Below are 17,218 nucleotides of genomic sequence, written 5' to 3' on the forward strand. Positions count from 1 at the left end.
GCCTACGACCCCGCGGCCGCGGAGCCGCCGGCCTGGACGCCCCCGCCCGCGGACCCCGCGCCCTGGGAGCGTCTGCCGGTGGAGTCGGCGGGGTACGACCCGGTGAGCTGGGAGCCGGGCGGGTACGAGCCGGCGGGATACGAGCCGGCCGGGCACGAGCTGGTCGAGGTCGCGGAGGAGCCGCGCGAGGACCGCGTCATGACCGCGGCGTACCTCGCGTCGTACCGGGACCGGCGGCGGAAGAAGGCGGCCATCGCCGCCGCGGTGCTGATTCCTCTGATCGCCCTCGGCTTCGTGATCGGCAGCCTTGCCGGTGGCGACGACGGTGGCGGCGACGGCGTGGTCCAGGACGGTGGCCTCCTCCCGACCCCGGTGCTGCCTGGTGACCTGGAAACCCCGAGCCCGACCCCGCTGCCGACGGTCTCGGCCTCGCCGAGTGCGAGCACGTCCCCGTCGACGACTCCGTCTCCGACCCCGACGCCGGACGACGATCCGACGCCGACCCCGAAGGTGACGCCGAAGCCGACCCCGAAGGTGACGCCGAAGCCGACCCCGGTGCCGACGGTGGCGGTCACGCCGACCCCGACGCCGAGCCCCACGCCGACGCCGACCCCCACGCCTACTCCGACGCCAACGCCGGTGCCGTAGTCAGCCGATCAGCGGGTCCGGCACCCCGATCACCCGCAGCAGCACCATCGAGCGCCCGGTCATCGTGACGGCACCGCCGGGTTCGATCACGGCCCCGCCGTCCGGGTGGTGCCCGCCGTCGCTGTCCAGCACCGCCACGAAGCCGGTGGCCCAGGTCGAGTGCGGGGTGCGGAACTCCAGCGGGTCGGCGCCGGCATTGAGCAGCAGCAGGAAGCTGTCATCGGTGATCGTCTCGCCGTGCTCGCCGCGCTGCCGGATCGCGTCACCGCAGAGCAGGACGCCGAGCGAGGTCCGGCCGTTGTCGTGCCAGTCCCGGTTGGTCAGCCGCTCGCCCTCGGCGGTGAACCAGTCCAGGTCGGGCTGGCCGTTCTCCCCGACCGGGCTGCCGGTGAAGAAGCCCTGCTGGCGGAATACCGGGTGTGCTTTGCGCAAGCCGAGCAGCGTGCGGGTGAATTCGGTCATCCGCTCGGCCGTCGGGTCGGGCGCCCAGTCCACCCAGGAGACTTCGCTGTCCTGGCAGTAGGCGTTGTTGTTGCCGGCCTGGGTGCGGGCGCGCTCGTCCCCGGCCACCAGCATGGGGGTGCCGATCGAGAGCAGCAGCGTCATCAGCAGGTTGCGCATCTGACGCTCCCTCAGCAGCAGGACGCCGAAGGTCGCGGTCTCGCCCTCCTCGCCGCAGTTCCACGAGCGGTTGTCGTCGGTGCCGTCCCGGTTCTCCTCGCCGTTGCTCTGATTGCGCTTGGTCTCGTACGTCACCACGTCGCGCAGGGTGAACCCGTCGTGCGCGGTGACGTAGTTGATCGAGGCGACCGGCCCGCGGCCCGGGTGGGCGAACAGGTCCGAGGAGCCGGAAAGCCGGTAGGCCAGGTCGTCGACGCCGGCCGGAGCTCCACGCCAGAAGTCGCGCACACAGCCGCGGTAGCGGTCGTTCCACTCCGCCCACGGCGGCGGGAATCCGCCCAGGAGGTAGCCGGACCCGGTGGCGTCCCAGGGCTCGGCGATCAGCTTCACCCCGGACAGCACCGGGTCCTGGGCGATGACGGTCAGGAGGGCCGCCCCCGGGTCGACCGCGTCCGATCCGACGGGGCCGCGGATCAGCGCCGAGGCCAGGTCGAAGCGGAATCCGTCGACGCCCATCTCGGTCACCCAGTACCGCAGGGAGTCCGCGATCAGCGCGATCACCGCGGGCGACCGGGCGTCCAGGGTGTTCCCGCAGCCGGTCACGTCGTCGTAGCGACGGCCGTCGCGCAGCCGGTAGTAACCGGCGTTGTCCAGGCCGCGGAAGGACAGCGTCGGGCCGGTCTCGTCGCCCTCGGCGGTGTGGTTGAAGACCACGTCGAGGATCACCTCGAGCCCGGCCGCGTGCAGGGTGCGCACCATGTGCTTGAACTCACGCACCTGCCCGCCGAGGGTGCCGGCGGCGGAGTAGCCGCCGTGCGGGGCGAAGAACCCGACCGTGTTGTAGCCCCAGAAGTTGCGCCGTCCGCCGCGCAGCAGGTGCTCCTCGGAGAGGAAGTGATGCACCGGCAGCAGTTCCACCGCGGTGACGCCCAGCCCCGTCAGGTACTCGACGGCGGCGGGATGCGCGAGCCCGGCGTAGGTGCCGCGCAGGTGTGAGGGGAGGTCCGGGTGGCTGCGGGTGAAGCCGCGCACGTGCAGTTCGTAGAGCACGGTGTCGGTCCACGGCGTGCGCGGGCGGGTGTCGGTCGGGTGGTCGAAGTCGAGGTCGTCGGCCGGGTCCACGACCACCGCGTGCGGGACGTGCGGTGCCGAGTCGCGCCCGTCCCGGATCGTGTCGTCGGCCCGGCCGTCAGGGGAGTGGAGGTGGCCGAAACTCGCCGGGTGCCCGTCGTAGCCACCGGTGATCGCGCGGGCGTACGGGTCGAGCAGCAGCTTCGCCGGGTTGAACCGCAGCCCCCGGGCCGGGTCCCACGGCCCGTGCACCCGGAAGCCGTAGCGGGCGCCAGGTTCCACCCCGGGGACGAACCCGTGCCAGACGTCGCCGGTGCGCTCGTGCAGGCCGACCCGCTCGGTCTCCACCCCGGAGCCGTCGAGCAGGCAGAGCTGCACGGACTCGGCGCGGGAGGAGAACAGCGCGACGTTGATGCCGCCCCGGGCCGGGTCGTAGCTCGCCCCCAGCGGCGTGGCCTGCCCGGGCCAGGGCAGGACCTGATCAGCGCACATCAGGCCATGATCCCGGTCAGGGGGCCCGGCCGGTAGCGTGCCCGTGCGTAAGTGACTCGACGAGGAGGTCCCCCCATGGCGGAGTTCGTGCGGCTCGAGGTCGACAACGGGGTGGCAACGATCTGCCTGGACCGACCCAAGATGAACGCCCTCAACGCGCAGGTGCAGGAGGAGTTCTACGACGCGGCACACGCCGCCCGCAAGGACGACGACATCCGCGCCGTGGTGATCTACGGCGGCGAGCGGGTCTTCGCGGCTGGCGCGGACGTCAAGGAGATGGCCTCGCTCAGCTACGCCGAGATGGCGATCAAGTCCGCGGACCTGCACCGCTGCTTCAACGCGGTGGCGGCCATCCCGAAGCCGGTCATCGCGGCCGTCACCGGCTACGCCCTCGGCGGTGGTTGCGAGCTCGCGATGTGCGCGGACTTCCGGGTCAGTGGCGAGAGCGCCAAGTGGGGACAGCCGGAGATCCTGCTCGGGATCATCCCCGGCGCCGGCGGCACCCAGCGCCTGCCCCGTCTGGTGGGCCCGGCCAAGGCCAAGGACATCACCTTCTCCGGCCGGTTCGTCGACGCCGCCGAGGCCCTGGCGATCGGCCTGGTGGACCGGGTCGTGCCGGACGCCGAGGTCTACGAGGCTGCGATGACCTGGGCCCGGACCTTCGTGGGCGGCCCGGCTTCGGCCCTCCGCGCGGCGAAGGAGGCGATCGACCGCGGCCTGGAGGTCGACCTGCAGACCGGCCTGGACATCGAGCGGATGCTCTTCGCCTCGCTGTTCGCCACCGAGGATCAGACCAACGGCATGAATTCGTTCGTGGAGAACGGTCCGGGCAAGGCCAGTTTCATCGGCCGCTGAGGCAGGCGATAGGATCCCTACTCGCCAGTAATCTCATCGTTGGAACAAGGAGCCCGGTGACCCGGTCCTCGGGCACCGAGGCCATCGTGAGCTGCGGCGGATGTAATCGACCAGGAGGTCAGGTCCAAAGATGAAGATCGTCGTCTGCGTCAAGCAGGTGCCCGACACGTGGGCTGAGAAGAAGCTCGACGCGTCCAAGACCCTCGACCGCGTCTCGGTCGACAACATCCTCAACGAGATGGACGAGTTTGCCCTCGAAGAGGCTCTCCAGATGATCGCGGCACACAGCGGCACGGTCACCGTGCTGTCCATGGGTCCCGATTCCGCCACCGAGGCGATTCGCAAGGCGCTCTCGATGGGTGCGGACGGCGCGATCCACATCGTCGACGACGCGCTCAAGGGTTCCTGCGCCGCAGTGACCTCGCTGGTGCTCGCCAAGGCGCTCGAGCGCATCGGCGACTACGACCTGGTGATCTCCGGGTCCGAGGCCTCGGACGCGCGTACCTCCGTGGTGCCCGCGATGCTGGCCGAGCGCCTGGGCATCCCGCAGGTCACCTTCGTCAACAAGGTCGAGGTCGACCCGGCCGCCAAGACGCTCAAGGCCAACCGGATCACCGATGACGGCTACCAGGTCGTCGAGGCCTCGCTGCCGGCGATGATCTCCGCCGTCGAGAAGATGAACGAGCCGCGCTACCCCTCCTTCAAGGGGATCATGGCCGCCAAGAAGAAGCCGGTCGAGACGCTCTCCATCGCGGACCTCGGGCTCGAGGCGGACGCCGTGGGCCTGTCCGGATCCTGGACCAAGGTCAACGACAGCGCCGACCGGCCGCCGCGCTCCGCGGGCACCATCGTCGAGGACGAGGGCAACGGCGGCGCAGCGCTCGTCGACTTCCTCGCCTCCAAGAAGTTCGTCTGAGAAAGGGATCGCTTCCATGTCGCAGGTTCTCGTTCTCGTCGAGCACACCGACGGTGCGCTCAAGAAGGTCAGCCTCGAGCTGCTGACCATGGCCAAGGCCGTCGGCGAGCCGGCCGCGGTGTTCGTCGGCAACGGCATCGACGCCGCCGCCGACAAGCTGGCCGAGTACGGCGCGGAGACCATCTATGTCGCGGACGACGCGGCGCTCACGGGCTACGTCGTCGCCCCGATCGCGGAGTTGCTGGCCAAGCTGGTCGCCGAGCAGTCCCCGATCGCGGTCCTGATCGCGGCCACCGCCACCGGCAAGGAGATCGCCGGCCGACTGGCCATCAAGACGAACTCCGGTGTCCTCACCGACGCGACCGGGCTGTCCTCCGACGGCGGCACCGTCGTGGCGGAGCAGTCGATCTTCGGCGGCGCCACCGTGGTGAAGTCCTCGGCCACCCAGGGCACCCCGATCATCGCGGTGCTGCCCAACGCGACCCCGCCCGAGGCCTCCCCGGCCGCCGGCACCCGCACGCCGGTCTCGGTCGACCTCTCCGACGCCGCCAAGGGCGCGAAGATCGTCGACTCCGTCGTGGAGGAGAAGGGCGAGCGCCCGGAGCTGACCGAGGCCTCGATCGTCGTCTCCGGTGGCCGCGGCGTCGGCTCGGCCGACAACATGGCGGTCGTCGAGCGGCTCGCGGACTCCCTCGGGGCGGCCGTCGGTGCCTCCCGCGCGGTCGTCGATGCCGGTTGGTACCCGCACCAGTCGCAGGTCGGGCAGACCGGCAAGACCGTCTCGCCGCAGCTCTACATCGCGGTGGGCATCTCCGGCGCCATCCAGCACCGGGCCGGCATGCAGACCTCGAAGACGATCGTCGCGGTGAACAAGGACCGCGAGGCCCCGATCTTCGACCTGGTCGACTACGGCGTCGTCGGTGACCTGCACAAGGTGCTCCCGCAGGCCACTGAAGAGGTCCAGAAGCGCAAGTAGGGAAGCGCCAGGCGCTTTTTGGCGTTGCGTCCGAATGGCCGTGGGCTATAGCGCTCGGTTGCTCGGACGCAACGTCGCTTAAGGTGGGCGATTAGGCTGAGAACGCGATGACATACCTGGATCACGCGGCGACGACGCCGATGGTGCCTGAGGCGCTGGCTGCGATGACGGCCGAGCTCGGGCGCGTCGGCAATCCCTCGTCCCTGCACGGCTCCGGGCGGGCGGCGCGGCGCGTGGTCGAGGAGTCCCGGGAGACGATCGCCGCCGCGCTGGGCTGTCGGCCCGGTGAGGTCGTGTTCACCGGGGGCGGAACCGACGCCGACAACGTCGCACTCAAGGGCCTGTACTGGGCCCGCCACCGCGAGGATCCCGCCCGGCGCCGAATCCTGATCAGCGCCGTCGAACACCACGCCGTCCTGGACCCGGCCGCCTGGCTCGCCCAGCAGCAGGGCGCGGTCCTGGAGGTCCTGCCCGTCGATTCGCTGGGCCGGCTGCGCCCGGAGACGTTGCGTGCGGCCATCGAGGCCGACCCCGCGTCGGTGGCCCTGATCTCGGTGATGTGGGCGAACAACGAGGTCGGCACGGTGCAGCCGATCGCCGAGCTGGCGGCCGTGGCGCGGGAGTTCGAGATTCCGCTGCACTCCGACGCGGTGCAGGCGATCGGCGCATTGCCCGTCGATTTCGCCGCCTCCGGCGTCTCCGCGATGAGCCTGACCGGGCACAAGCTCGGCGGTCCGCTGGGGATCGGTGCGCTCGTGCTCGCCCGGGGCACGGTGCCGGTCCCGCTGTTGCACGGCGGCGGCCAGGAGCGCGACGTGCACTCCGGCACCTTGGACACCCCATCGATCGCCGGCTTCGCGGCCGCGGTCGAGGCCGCGGTGCGCAACCTCGACGCCCACGCGGCGACGCTGCATGCCCTGCGGTCAGAGCTGGTGGCCGGGGTACTCGCGGCGGTCCCGGACGCCCGCTACAACGGCGACCCCGACGACCGGCTGCCGGGCATCGCGCACTTCTCCTTCGCCGGCTGCGAGGGCGATTCGCTGCTGATGCTGCTCGACGCCCGCGGCATCGAGTGCTCGACCGGCTCGGCCTGCTCGGCGGGGGTCGCCCGGCCCAGCCACGTCCTGATCGCCATGGGGCATGACGAGGCGTCAGCCCGAAGCTCCCTGCGGTTCTCCCTCGGGCACAGCTCCACCGAGTCCGACGTCGCTCAACTGCTCGAGGCGCTGCCGCCGGTGGTGGAGCGGGCCCGTCGGGCCGGCGAGATCGCCGCGGCCCGGCACAACCGGAGTTAGGGTGCGCGTCCTCGCGGCGATGTCCGGGGGCGTGGACTCCGCGGTCGCGGCCGCCCGCGCCGTCGAGGCCGGCCACGAGCTCACCGGGGTGCACCTCGCGCTGGCCGAGGCGCCGGACTCCCTCAAGGGCAAGGGCTGCTGCACGCCGGAGGATGCTCGCGACGCCCGCCGGGTGGCCGACGTGCTGGACATCCCGTTCTACGTCTGGGACCTCGCCGAACAATTTCGAGTCGACGTCATCGATAATTTTGTCGCCGAGTACGCCGCCGGGCGCACCCCGAACCCGTGCCTGCGCTGCAACGAGTCGATCAAGTTCGCCGCGGTGCTGGATCGCGCGATCGGGCTCGGCTTCGATGCGGTCTGCACCGGCCACTACGCGCGCCTGGTTGACGGTCCGTCAGGCCGGGAACTGCACCGGGCGGTGGACCCGGACAAGGACCAGTCCTACGTCCTCGGCGTGCTCGACGCCGACCAGGTCGCGCACGCCCTGTTCCCCCTCGGTGGCTCGGTGAAGACCGAGGTGCGGGCCGAGGCGGCCGCGCGCGGGCTGACCGTCGCGGCCAAGCCGGACAGCCACGACATCTGCTTCATCCCCGACGGCGACACCGCCGGGTTTCTGCAAGCGCGACTGGGGGAGCGGCCCGGTTCCTTCGTCGACACCTCGGGCGCTGTGCTCGGAGCGCATTCCGGCGCCTACGGCTTCACCGTCGGGCAGCGCAGGGGCCTGCGAATCGGTACCCCGGCCCCGGATGGCCGCCCCCGCTACGTGCTCGACGTCTCCGTCGTCGACAACCGCGTCACCGTCGGCCCGGCCGAGGCTCTCGAGGTGGCCGGCCTGACCGCCGACCGCCCCCGCTGGTGCGGCCCCGCTCCCGCCGGCACCTTCGAGTGCCGCGTGCAGGTCCGCGCCCATGGCGAAGCGGTGCCGGCCGCGGTGACCGCGATCCCCGAGGGCCTGCAGGTCGCCTTCTCCGAACCGGTCCGCGGCGTCGCCCCCGGCCAGGCCGCCGTCCTCTACGACGGCACCCGCGTGCTCGGCTCGGCCACCATCGCCGCCACCGTCTGAGCGACGCCAGCACCCCCGAAAGCGCACTATGGCACCTCGCCAACCAGGTCTCGGGTGCTGTACTGCGCTCTCGGGGGTGCCGGCGAAGTGGCGTACTGCGCTTTCGGCGCGACATTCGCGGCCTGTGGACAGTCGCCAATCTGTCCACAGATCCGCAACTCGAGCAGCGCGATGTGTGCCGTTCGTTCAACGTGACGGCATGACAGAACCAGAGTTTCTGCAGCACCCATTTCGCCGACGGGACGGCATCGCATCGGGGCTCACGGCCCGACAGGTCAATGGCTCGCGTTTTCGCCTGGTGACGAAGGACGTCCATCTCGCGGTCGAGGCCAAACTCGACCTCCCGATGCGGTGTGCGGCGTTCCAGTTGGCCATCGACTCTCCTCTGGTGTTCAGCCACTTCACGGCGGCGGAGCTCTACGACGTCCCAATCGCGCGCGACCCGAAGGTCCACATCAGCCTCTGCTCACAGATCGAGCCACGCATGCGCGGGTTGGTGGCACATCGCGTTCTCCACCTGGGCGACGTCTGGACCCTCGGTGACCTGCCGGTCACCTCGCCGGGCCGGACGTTCGTCGACCTCGCCTCCAAGCTGGACCTCCTCTCCTTGGTCATCGCCGGCGACGTCCTGTCCTCCCGCAGCAGCCTTTCCGAGATTGAGCGAGCGCTTCGGACGGGGTCAGGTCGACGGGGCATCCGCCTCGCCCGCGAAGCACGAACGCTCCTGAACCCGGCGTCGAAATCGGCGATGGAAACGCGGCTGCGCCTGATCCTCGTCATCGGCGGCGTGCCGTCCCTTGCCGTCAATCGGCCCGCCGTCGGCCGCGATGGCCGTACCTTCGCAACGCCCGATCTCGGTGAACACGTCGTCCTGGTGGGGCTTGAGTACGAGGGTGAGCATCATCAGAGCGATCCCCGGCAGTGGGAACGCGACATCAAGCGTGATGCCGCATACCGAGACAACGGCTGGCACCTGATCAAGGTGACAAAGCGCGACATCTTCGAGCGGCCGGATTGGATAGTCAACGAGGTCGCGACCGCTCTACGCGCGCGCGGTCTGCGCTGATCGCGGGCGGCGGGCTGCGCCGATCGCGGGCGGCCGGTTGCCTCCAACGCGGACGGCGGCTGCGCTGATCGCGGGCGGCAAGACAGCACCGAACGCGGACGGACCGCTGCGCCGAAAGCGCACAACGCAACCCCGCCCTCACCCCCGAAAGCGCAGAACATCCCCCGAGATCTGCCTGGCGAGGTGCCATAGTGCGCTTTCGGGGGTGCGCGGTACCTACGACGGTCTGACCGGACGTCAGGATCCGGCCTTCTCCTGCAGTGTGATGGGGCCGCGGGCCTCGGCGTGGACGGTGGGCGAGGCCTCCGCCGGCTCGGTGGGCATCGGCTCGTCGATGGTCGAGTACTGCGCACCGGTCAGCGGCGGGATCTCCGGGAGCGGGGAGGAGGACCTGTCCCCACCCTCGCCCTCGCCGGCTGGGGCCTCCTCGTAGTACGGCCCTTCGGCCTCCGGGTCGACCGCGTCGAGGATCACCCGGGAGGACGCACTGCCGGCCTGGAACGGGCGGGTGTTGTCCCCGGCCGGGATGGCCTGGATGAAGAAGGAGATCCGCTGCTTCTCGCCGGTGCACTCCTTGGCGGCGGTGTCGAAGCCGCCGGCGAACTCGTCGTCGATGGCCTGGATGACCTGCGCGGTCAGGTAGGCCATGTACCCCGCCGGGCAGGTGAAGGTGGAAGGCAGCGTGATAGCGGCGCCGTCCGCCATCAGCGTTCCGTTCCCCTGGGTGACCCGCTTGGCGCCTGCGGCGAGGGCGGCGGACGGCGAGATGGCGAGCGCGAGGGTCGTCGCCGCGGCCACGGCAGCAGTGCGCCGTGCGGATGCCTTCATGGGTGCTCCAGGTCTGAGGGGCGCCGACGCGACACCTGAAACGCGAGAGTCGCCACGATTTGTCGTCCCGTCAACCCCGGCCGGGTGTGGTCTCGGACAGGTTGGTGCGGGCCCCTTCCGCCCGGCGCATAGCCTGCGTCTGTGCCCGTCCTCCCGCTCGACCTGCCCACAGCCTCGGCGAGCGGGATCGGCTCCCTGCCCGGGACCGAGCCCCTGGAAGCCGCGCCGCTCCCGATGACGCTGCTTCCCGGCCTGCCGTACCTGCCGGAGCTGCCTGCGCGTGGTCCTGGCGCCGACATGATCGGGCGCGCGTTCGGGATCCTCGCCGAGCTCTACGTGACCCTCGCGCCGAGCGGCTGGCGCTTCGCCGAGCACGCCGGACGTGACCACAGCCGGGCCCGGGGCTACCTGCACCAGGACCTGGACGCGCTGGAGGAGCGGGGCCAGGCCTACGAGGGGCTGATCAAGGTCCAGGTCGCGGGGCCCTGGACGCTTGCCGCGACGGTGGAGCTGCACTACGGCGACAAGGCGCTGGCCGACCGCGGCGCGTGCCGCGACATCGCCGCCTCCCTCGCTGAAGGCCTGCGCGAGCACGTCGCCGACGTCCGCAAGCGGCTCCCGCTCTCGACCGGGGTGGTGGTCCAGCTCGACGAGCCGGCGCTGCCCGGAGTGCTGGACGGCACGGTGCGCACCGCCAGCGGCTTCGGGACGCTGCGCGCGGTGGAGGCCAACGATGCCGAGGCAACCCTGAGGTCGGTGGTGGAGGCCTTGGCTGCGGACGGCGTTCCCGTGGTGGTGCACTGCTGCGCAGGGCGTGCGCCGGTCGGTGTGCTGCGGCGGGCCGGCTTCGCCGGGCTCGCCCTGGACTTCGGGTTGCTGCCGCAGGTGGCGGACGACGAGATCGGTGAGTTGATGGAGTCCGGCGGCGTCCTGCTGGCCGGCCTGGTGCCCTCGCTCGATCAGCGTGCCGGACTGTCACCCCTGGCGGATACCGTCGCCCCGGTGGCCGAGCTCTGGAACCGCCTCGGCCTGCCGGCTGCCCTGCTGGCGCGGGTGGTTCCGGTGCCGACATGTGGCCTGGCGGGCGCGTCGCCGGCGTACGCGCGGGCCGCGACCCAGCGGTGCGCCGACGCGGCCCGCACGCTCGCGGACCTGGCGGACGGAGGGGAGTAGGGGTGGCCGAGGACGTTTCGGCGAAGATCCGGGCGCGGCACGCGGAGCTCTCCGAGGATCTCTCCGACGCGCTCTACCGCTATCACGTGCTCGACCGGCCCACGCTGGCCGACGCCGACTACGACGCGAAGATGCGCGAGCTGGTGTCCCTGGAGGACAAGCACCCGGAACTGCGCACGCCTGACTCCCCGTCACAGCGGGTCGGGGCGGCGATCAGCACCGAGTTCACCCCGGTCCCGCACCTCGAGCGAATGATGAGCCTGGACAACGCCTTCTCCGCCGAGGAGCTGGCGGCGTGGGCGAATCGCGTCGAACGGGATGCGGGCGCGGGCGCGGAGTACCTGTGCGAGCTCAAGGTCGACGGCCTGGCGATCGCCCTGGTCTACGAGAACGGCCGGTTGGTCCGCGCCGCCACCCGTGGCGACGGCACGACCGGCGAGGACGTCACCCCGAACGTGCGCACCCTGGAGGGAGTTCCGGACCGGCTCGCGGTCCCCAAGGGCGGCGTCGTGCCGGAGCTGCTCGAGGTTCGCGGCGAGATCTACTTCCCGGTGGAGGGGTTCGAAGCCCTCAACGCCTCCCTGGTCGAGGCGGGCAAGGCTCCGTTCGCCAACCCGCGCAACACCGCGGCGGGCTCGTTGCGGCAGAAGGACCCGCGGGTCACGGCCGGCCGCCAGCTCAAGATGGTGGTGCACGGCATCGGCGCCTCGACCGGCGTCGAGTACGCCCGGCAGTCCCAGGTCTACGAGCTGCTCGCGTCCTGGGGCCTGCCGGTCCCCTCAACCGCCAAGGTTGTCGCTGATCTGACGGATGTTCAGAAATTCATTGACCACTTCGGCGAGCACCGGCACTCGGTCGAGCACGAGATCGACGGCGTAGTCGTCAAGGTCGATCAGCGGGACCTGCAGCGCCGGCTCGGGTCCACCTCGCGCGCTCCACGCTGGGCGATCGCGTTCAAGTACCCGCCCGAGGAAGTCAACACCAAGCTGCTCGACATCCAGGTCAACGTCGGGCGCACCGGTCGGGTCACCCCGTTCGGGGTGATGGAGCCGGTCAAGGTGGCCGGTTCCACCGTCGAGATGGCGACGCTGCACAACGCGAGCGAGGTCAAGCGCAAGGGCGTACTGATCGGCGACACCGTCGTGCTACGCAAGGCCGGCGACGTGATCCCCGAAATCGTCGGGCCGGTGGTCGATCTGCGCGACGGCACCGAGCGCGAGTTCGTGATGCCGACGCACTGCCCGGCCTGCGGCACCGAGTTGCGGCCGGAGAAGGAAGCCGACGTCGACCTGCGCTGCCCGAACTCCCGCTCCTGCCCGTCCCAGTTGCGGGAGCGGATCTTCCACGTGGCGAGTCGCAACGCCCTCGACATCGAGGTCCTGGGTTGGAAGGCCGCGGCCGCGCTGCTGGAGGCAGGCATGCTCGGTGACGAGGGCGACATCTTCGCGCTCGACGAGACCAAACTGCGCGGGGTCGACCTGTTCACCCGCAAGGCCGACGACAAGCTGTCGGCCAACGGCGTCAAACTGCTCGCGAACCTGGACGCCGCCAAAGAGCGCGCGCTGTGGCGGGTGCTGGTCGCACTCTCGATCCGCCACGTCGGCCCGACCGCCGCGCAAGCGCTCGCGCGGCAGTTCCGTTCGATCGACGCGATGGCGGCCGCCTCCGAGGAGGAACTGGCCGCCGCCGACGGGGTCGGCCCGACCATCGCCGCCGCGTTGCGCGAATGGTTCGCCGAGGACTGGCACCGCGACGTCGTGGAGAAGTGGCGGACGGCCGGAGTTCGGCTGGCCGAGGAGGTGTCCGCTGACGACGGCCCCCGCCCGCTGGAGGGCGTGACCGTTGTCGTCACCGGCTCGCTGGTCGACTTCTCCCGCGACGGGGCGACCGAGGCGATCCAGAACCTCGGAGGCAAGGTCTCCGGCTCGGTGTCGAAGAAGACCGGCTTCGTCGTGGTCGGGGACTCACCCGGCTCGAAGTACGACAAGGCGGTCTCTCTCAAGGTGCCGGTTCTCGACGAGGACGGCTTCAAGGTGCTGCTCGCCGAGGGGCCGGACGCCGCTCGCGAGCGGGCTCAGGTCCCACCGGACTGATGCGTCAGGCGCCGGCGCCGATGGTGCGCGCGAGCGCGACCAGGTGCCCGAGCCGGGCGAGCTCGGAGTCCAGGAACTCGGGGCCGCCGCGGCGGCCGAGGATCAGCACCCGGTCGCCGGCGGTGGTGACCGCGGCCGTGGTCGACTGCGCCAGGCTCGGGGCCCACTCGGCTGGGTCGGGCAGCCGGATCGGGCGGGTCAGGGGGAGCCAGGGGGTCGTGACGTCGCCGATCTCCTCGGGGGCGGCGGGGCTGCGGTCGAGCAGCCGAGGTCCCTCCTCAGGGGCGTCGATGAGCACCGCCCAGTCGGCGTGGAAGACGTTCGGGGCCAGCTGCACGAGCACGCCCTCGGCGTGGCTGGGGTCGGCCGTCATGGCCTCCACCGCCTGCAGGTCGCGCTGCAGCCCGCCCCGTGAGGGGTAGAACCGCACGAACTCGACCTGCGCCCCCTCGACCGAGTTGCACGCCGTCACCAGGGCATCGGCCATCTTGCCCGGCGGCAGCTGGACCAGGATGTCGTCAACGACGCTGCCGTCGCCGCGTTGCTCCACGACGTCCAGGCCGGCGATGTCGGCCTCCGCCTTACCGAGCGCGGTCGCCAGCGCACCCAGCGAACCGGGGCGGTCGGGCAGCACCACGCGCAACAGGTACATGGCCCCCATCATGCTCCAGCCGCGTTTCGAGGGCGTGCTCGCCGCGCATCTAGGATGACCAGGCCAGGGGAGCAGGGGTTTAGATCAGTCCGCGAGGAGACGCATGGCCATCACCCGTGACGAGGTAGCGCACCTCGCCCGGCTCGCCCGACTCGATCTCGACGAGGCAGAACTCGCCCAGATGGCCGGCCAACTCGACGCCATCCTGGGCGCGGTGGCCCGGGTCTCCGAGGTGGCTTCCGACGACGTGCCCCCGACCTCGCACGCCGTCCCGCTGACCAACGTGCTGCGTGAGGACGTCGTCGCGCCCTGCCTGACCCCGGAGCAGGCCCTGTCCGGTGCCCCCGCCGCCCAGGACGGCCGGTTCCGGGTACCGCGGATCCTGGGGGAGGAGCCGTAGAGATGGGAGACCTCACCCGCCTGACCGCCGCTGACCTCGGTGCCCTGATCGCTTCCGGCGAGGCCTCCGCCGTCGAGGTGACGCAGGCTCACCTGGACCGGATCGGCAAGGTCGACGAGTCGATCCACGCCTACCTGCACGTCGACACCGAGGGAGCGCTGACCGCCGCGGCGGCCGTCGACTCCGCCCGCAAGATCGGCTCCCCGCTCGGGCCCCTGGCCGGCGTCCCGCTCGCGCTCAAGGACGTGCTCACCCAGGAGGGAATCCCGACCACCTGCGGGTCGAAGATCCTGGAGGGCTGGCGCCCGCCGTATGACTCCACCGTCGTGCGCAAGCTGCGCGCGGCCGGTGTGGTGATCCTGGGCAAGGCCAACATGGACGAGTTCGCGATGGGCTCCTCCACCGAGAACTCCGCCTACGGCCCGACCCGTAACCCCTGGGATCTGGACCGGATCCCCGGCGGATCCTCCGGCGGTTCCTCGGCCGCGGTCGCGGCCTTCACCGCGCCGTTGGCGATCGGCACCGACACCGGCGGCTCTATCCGTCAGCCCGCCGCTGTCTGCGGCATCGTCGGCGCCAAGCCGACCTACGGCGGGGTCAGCCGCTACGGGCTGGTCGCCTTCTCCTCCAGCCTCGACCAGGCCGGCCCGTTCGCCCGGACCGTTCTCGACGCGGCGCTGCTGCACGAGGCGATCGCCGGGCACGACCCGCTGGACTCCACCTCGATCGACGCCGCGGTTCCGCCGGTGGTGGCCGCGGCCCGGCAGGCCGATGTGCGCGGGATGCGGATCGGCGTCGTACGCGAACTGTCCGGCGAGGGCTATCAATCGGGCGTCGAGACGCGTTTTGCCGAAGCGGTAGAGCTGCTCAACAGCCTTGGCGCCGAGGTCGTCGAGGTCTCCTGCCCGAACTTCGACTACGCGATGGCCGCCTACTACCTGATCGCGCCGAGCGAGGCTTCGTCGAACCTGGCCCGCTTCGATGCGATGCGTTACGGCCTGCGGGTCGGCGACGACGGCACCGCCGGGGTGGAAGAGGTCATGTCCCGCACCCGCGCGGCCGGCTTCGGCCCGGAGGTGAAGCGCCGCATCATCCTCGGCACGTATGCCCTGAGCGCCGGCTACTACGACGCCTACTACGGCTCGGCGCAGAAGGTCCGCACCCTGATCTCGCGGGACTTCGACGCGGCGTTCGCCCAGGTCGACGTGCTCGTCTCACCCACGGCGCCGACCACCGCGTTTCCGATCGGGGACAAGGTCGACGATCCGCTCGCGATGTACCTGCAGGACCTGTGCACGATCCCGTCGAACCTCGCGGGCAACTGTGCGATGTCGGTCCCGGTGGGCCTGGCACCCGAGGACGGCCTCCCGGTCGGACTGCAGATCATGGCCCCGGCGATGGCCGACGACCGGCTCTACCGGGTCGGTGCCGCGCTGGAGACTGCGCTGCGCGAACGAACCGGGCAGCTGTTGATCGAAGGAGCTCCCCCACTGTGACCGCGTTGGTTCCCTACGAGCAGGCTCTCGAGGCCTACGAGCCCGTCATCGGACTCGAGGTTCACGTCGAACTCGGCACGAACTCGAAGATGTTCTGCGGTTGCCCCACCGAGTTCGGCGCCGAACCGAACACCCAGGTCTGCCCGACCTGCCTGGGTCTGCCCGGCTCGCTGCCGGTCGCCAACAAGAAAGCCATCGAGTCGATCATCCGGCTCGGCCTGGCGCTGAACTGCTCGATCGCGCCCTGGTGCCGGTTCGCCCGGAAGAACTACTTCTACCCGGACATGCCGAAGGACTTCCAGATCAGCCAGTACGACGAGCCGATCTGCGTCGAGGGCTACCTCGACGTCGAGGTCGAAGGCAAGACGTACCGCATCGGGATCGAGCGGGTGCACCTCGAGGAGGACACCGGGAAGTCGCTGCACGTCGGCGGCGCGACCGGTCGAATTCACGGGGCGTCACATTCCCTCGTCGACTACAACCGCGCGGGCATCCCCCTGGTCGAGGTGGTCACCAAGCCGGTGCCCGGGACCGGTGCGCTCGCGCCCGAGGTGGCGAAGGCCTACGTCACTGAACTGCGCGACATCTGCAAGACGCTCGGCATCTCGGACGTGAAGATGGAGCAGGGCTCGCTGCGCTGCGACGCCAACGTCTCCATCGCCCCGCGCGGCGCCACCGAGTGGGGCACCCGCTCGGAGACCAAGAACGTGAACTCGCTGCGCTCGGTCGAGCGTGCCGTCCGGCACGAGATCTCCCGGCAGGCGGGCGTGCTCGATGCGGGCGGACGGGTCGTGCAGGAGACCCGCCACTTCCAGGAGGACTCCGGCACCACGGTCTCCGGCCGCAGCAAGGAGACCGCCGAGGACTACCGGTACTTCCCGGAGCCCGACCTGGTCCCGCTGGCCCCGTCGGCCGACTGGATCGAGGAGTTGCGCGCCGCGCTGCCCGAGCTCCCGACCGCGCGCCGACGCCGGCTGCAGGGCGACTGGGACCTGACCGACCTCGACATGGAGGCGCTGATCAACGCGGGCGCCCTGGACTCGGTCGAGGAGACCGTCGCCGCCGGCGCCTCCGCCGAAGCGGCGCGTAAGTGGTGGCTGGGCGAGATCGCGCGCCGCGCCAACGAGGACGGTGTCGAGGTCTCGGCGCTGCCCATCACCCCGGCCGACGTGGCCGCCGTCGTCGCGCTGGTCGACGCCGGCTCGCTGAACGACAAGCTGGCCCGCCAGGTGATCGAAGGCGTGCTGGCGGGGGAGGGCACGCCGGAGCAGGTGGTGGCCTCCCGCGGCCTCGCGGTGGTCTCCGACACCGGGGCGCTCGGTACCGCGGTGGACGCTGCGATCGCGGCCAACGAGGGGATCGCGGAGAAGATCCGCGGCGGCAAGGTGCAGGCCGTCGGCGCCCTGGTCGGCGCGGTCATGAAGGAGACCCGCGGTCAGGCCGACGCCGCCACCGTCAAGGCGCTGATCCTGGAGAAGCTGGGCGTTTCCGAGTAGCTCAGCCGACCGAGCAGCCTGGACAGGCTGTCCATATACACTGTCCGAACCACAAGGCGTGACACGCCTTGTGG

General features: G+C 71.0%; 14 protein-coding genes and 1 pseudogene. 12 read left to right on the top strand and 3 right to left on the bottom strand.

Translation table 11 applies throughout. From position 1 onward, the window contains the following. A pseudogene (locus H0X00_RS10655) lies at nucleotides 1-648 on the top strand (hypothetical protein); the annotation flags it as partial. Here H0X00_RS10655 and glgX read toward each other — a convergent pair. Beyond that, nucleotides 649-2,832 (bottom strand): glycogen debranching protein GlgX, encoded by a 2,184-nt coding sequence (glgX, locus tag H0X00_RS10660; RefSeq protein ID WP_293769832.1) that lies wholly within the window; start codon nucleotides 2,830-2,832, stop codon nucleotides 649-651. Nucleotides 2,833-2,907: 75 nt separating this feature from the next. Here glgX and H0X00_RS10665 point away from each other — a divergent pair, with 75 nt between their 5' ends. From H0X00_RS10665 to H0X00_RS10690, 6 genes are all read left to right on the top strand, one after another. After that, nucleotides 2,908-3,687 (top strand): enoyl-CoA hydratase-related protein, encoded by a 780-nt coding sequence (locus H0X00_RS10665; protein WP_293769833.1) that lies wholly within the window; start codon nucleotides 2,908-2,910, stop codon nucleotides 3,685-3,687. 130 nt (nucleotides 3,688-3,817) lie between these two features. Next, nucleotides 3,818-4,603 carry an electron transfer flavoprotein subunit beta/FixA family protein gene (locus H0X00_RS10670; protein WP_293769834.1) on the top strand — a complete coding sequence of 262 codons (786 nt, stop codon included), beginning with the start codon at nucleotides 3,818-3,820 and terminating at the stop codon, nucleotides 4,601-4,603. A gap of 16 nt (nucleotides 4,604-4,619) precedes the next feature. Next, nucleotides 4,620-5,579, top strand: coding sequence for an electron transfer flavoprotein subunit alpha/FixB family protein (locus tag H0X00_RS10675; RefSeq protein ID WP_293769835.1), 960 nt, complete (start codon nucleotides 4,620-4,622; stop codon nucleotides 5,577-5,579). Between the two features lie 107 nt (nucleotides 5,580-5,686). After that, nucleotides 5,687-6,874: a cysteine desulfurase family protein gene (locus H0X00_RS10680; protein ID WP_293769837.1), complete on the top strand. Its 1,188-nt coding sequence runs from the start codon at nucleotides 5,687-5,689 to the stop codon at nucleotides 6,872-6,874. Between the two features lies 1 nt (nucleotide 6,875). Then, nucleotides 6,876-7,940 carry a tRNA 2-thiouridine(34) synthase MnmA gene (mnmA, locus tag H0X00_RS10685; protein ID WP_293769839.1) on the top strand — a complete coding sequence of 355 codons (1,065 nt, stop codon included), beginning with the start codon at nucleotides 6,876-6,878 and terminating at the stop codon, nucleotides 7,938-7,940. Nucleotides 7,941-8,139: 199 nt separating this feature from the next. Further along, the gene (locus H0X00_RS10690) at nucleotides 8,140-9,006 is read left to right on the top strand and encodes a hypothetical protein (protein WP_293769841.1); all 867 of its coding nucleotides are present in this window, start codon (nucleotides 8,140-8,142) and stop codon (nucleotides 9,004-9,006) included. Between the two features lie 237 nt (nucleotides 9,007-9,243). On the opposite strand, the gene H0X00_RS10695 is transcribed toward H0X00_RS10690, so the two are convergent. Beyond that, nucleotides 9,244-9,834 (bottom strand): hypothetical protein, encoded by a 591-nt coding sequence (locus H0X00_RS10695; protein ID WP_293769843.1) that lies wholly within the window; start codon nucleotides 9,832-9,834, stop codon nucleotides 9,244-9,246. Nucleotides 9,835-9,975: 141 nt separating this feature from the next. Between H0X00_RS10695 and H0X00_RS10700 the strand changes: the two genes are divergently transcribed. Together H0X00_RS10700 and ligA are read left to right on the top strand one after the other, a co-directional pair. Further along, complete coding sequence (locus H0X00_RS10700; protein WP_293769844.1) at nucleotides 9,976-11,007, top strand: methionine synthase; 1,032 nt, start codon at nucleotides 9,976-9,978, stop codon at nucleotides 11,005-11,007. A 2-nt stretch (nucleotides 11,008-11,009) separates the two neighbouring features. Continuing rightward, nucleotides 11,010-13,100 (top strand): NAD-dependent DNA ligase LigA, encoded by a 2,091-nt coding sequence (gene ligA / locus H0X00_RS10705; protein ID WP_293769845.1) that lies wholly within the window; start codon nucleotides 11,010-11,012, stop codon nucleotides 13,098-13,100. A 4-nt stretch (nucleotides 13,101-13,104) separates the two neighbouring features. Here the strand turns inward: ligA and H0X00_RS10710 are convergent, their stop codons facing one another. Then, nucleotides 13,105-13,752, bottom strand: coding sequence for a hypothetical protein (locus H0X00_RS10710; protein WP_293769846.1), 648 nt, complete (start codon nucleotides 13,750-13,752; stop codon nucleotides 13,105-13,107). Between the two features lie 103 nt (nucleotides 13,753-13,855). Here H0X00_RS10710 and gatC point away from each other — a divergent pair, with 103 nt between their 5' ends. The 3 genes from gatC to gatB are packed head-to-tail and all read left to right on the top strand — an operon-like array spanning nucleotide 13,856 to nucleotide 17,144. Then, nucleotides 13,856-14,152 (top strand): Asp-tRNA(Asn)/Glu-tRNA(Gln) amidotransferase subunit GatC, encoded by a 297-nt coding sequence (gene gatC, locus H0X00_RS10715; RefSeq protein ID WP_293769848.1) that lies wholly within the window; start codon nucleotides 13,856-13,858, stop codon nucleotides 14,150-14,152. A 2-nt stretch (nucleotides 14,153-14,154) separates the two neighbouring features. After that, a complete protein-coding gene (gene gatA, locus H0X00_RS10720) occupies nucleotides 14,155-15,648 on the top strand; it encodes an Asp-tRNA(Asn)/Glu-tRNA(Gln) amidotransferase subunit GatA (protein WP_293769849.1) in 1,494 nt (497 codons plus the stop codon). Further along, complete coding sequence (gene gatB, locus H0X00_RS10725) at nucleotides 15,645-17,144, top strand: Asp-tRNA(Asn)/Glu-tRNA(Gln) amidotransferase subunit GatB (RefSeq protein ID WP_293769850.1); 1,500 nt, start codon at nucleotides 15,645-15,647, stop codon at nucleotides 17,142-17,144. Before gatA ends, gatB begins: the two co-directional genes overlap by 4 nt. The last annotated feature ends 74 nt before the right edge of the window (nucleotides 17,145-17,218 follow it).

Source organism: Sporichthya sp. (assembly GCF_013815995.1).
Classification (GTDB): Bacteria; Actinomycetota; Actinomycetes; order Sporichthyales; family Sporichthyaceae; genus Sporichthya.

Excerpts from the sequence above, each read along its gene's own strand:
- H0X00_RS10670 (WP_293769834.1), top strand. The coding sequence starts at position 3,818 with ATGAAGATCGTCGTCTGCGTCAAGCAGGTGCCCGACACGTGGGCTGAG.
- H0X00_RS10665 (WP_293769833.1), top strand. The coding sequence starts at position 2,908 with ATGGCGGAGTTCGTGCGGCTCGAGGTCGACAACGGGGTGGCAACGATC.
- H0X00_RS10695 (WP_293769843.1), bottom strand. The coding sequence starts at position 9,834 with ATGAAGGCATCCGCACGGCGCACTGCTGCCGTGGCCGCGGCGACGACC.
- H0X00_RS10710 (WP_293769846.1), bottom strand. The coding sequence starts at position 13,752 with ATGTACCTGTTGCGCGTGGTGCTGCCCGACCGCCCCGGTTCGCTGGGT.
- H0X00_RS10675 (WP_293769835.1), top strand. The coding sequence starts at position 4,620 with ATGTCGCAGGTTCTCGTTCTCGTCGAGCACACCGACGGTGCGCTCAAG.
- H0X00_RS10680 (WP_293769837.1), top strand. The coding sequence starts at position 5,687 with ATGACATACCTGGATCACGCGGCGACGACGCCGATGGTGCCTGAGGCG.
- glgX (WP_293769832.1), bottom strand. The coding sequence starts at position 2,832 with ATGTGCGCTGATCAGGTCCTGCCCTGGCCCGGGCAGGCCACGCCGCTG.
- gatC (WP_293769848.1), top strand. The coding sequence starts at position 13,856 with ATGGCCATCACCCGTGACGAGGTAGCGCACCTCGCCCGGCTCGCCCGA.
- H0X00_RS10690 (WP_293769841.1), top strand. The coding sequence starts at position 8,140 with ATGACAGAACCAGAGTTTCTGCAGCACCCATTTCGCCGACGGGACGGC.
- gatA (WP_293769849.1), top strand. The coding sequence starts at position 14,155 with ATGGGAGACCTCACCCGCCTGACCGCCGCTGACCTCGGTGCCCTGATC.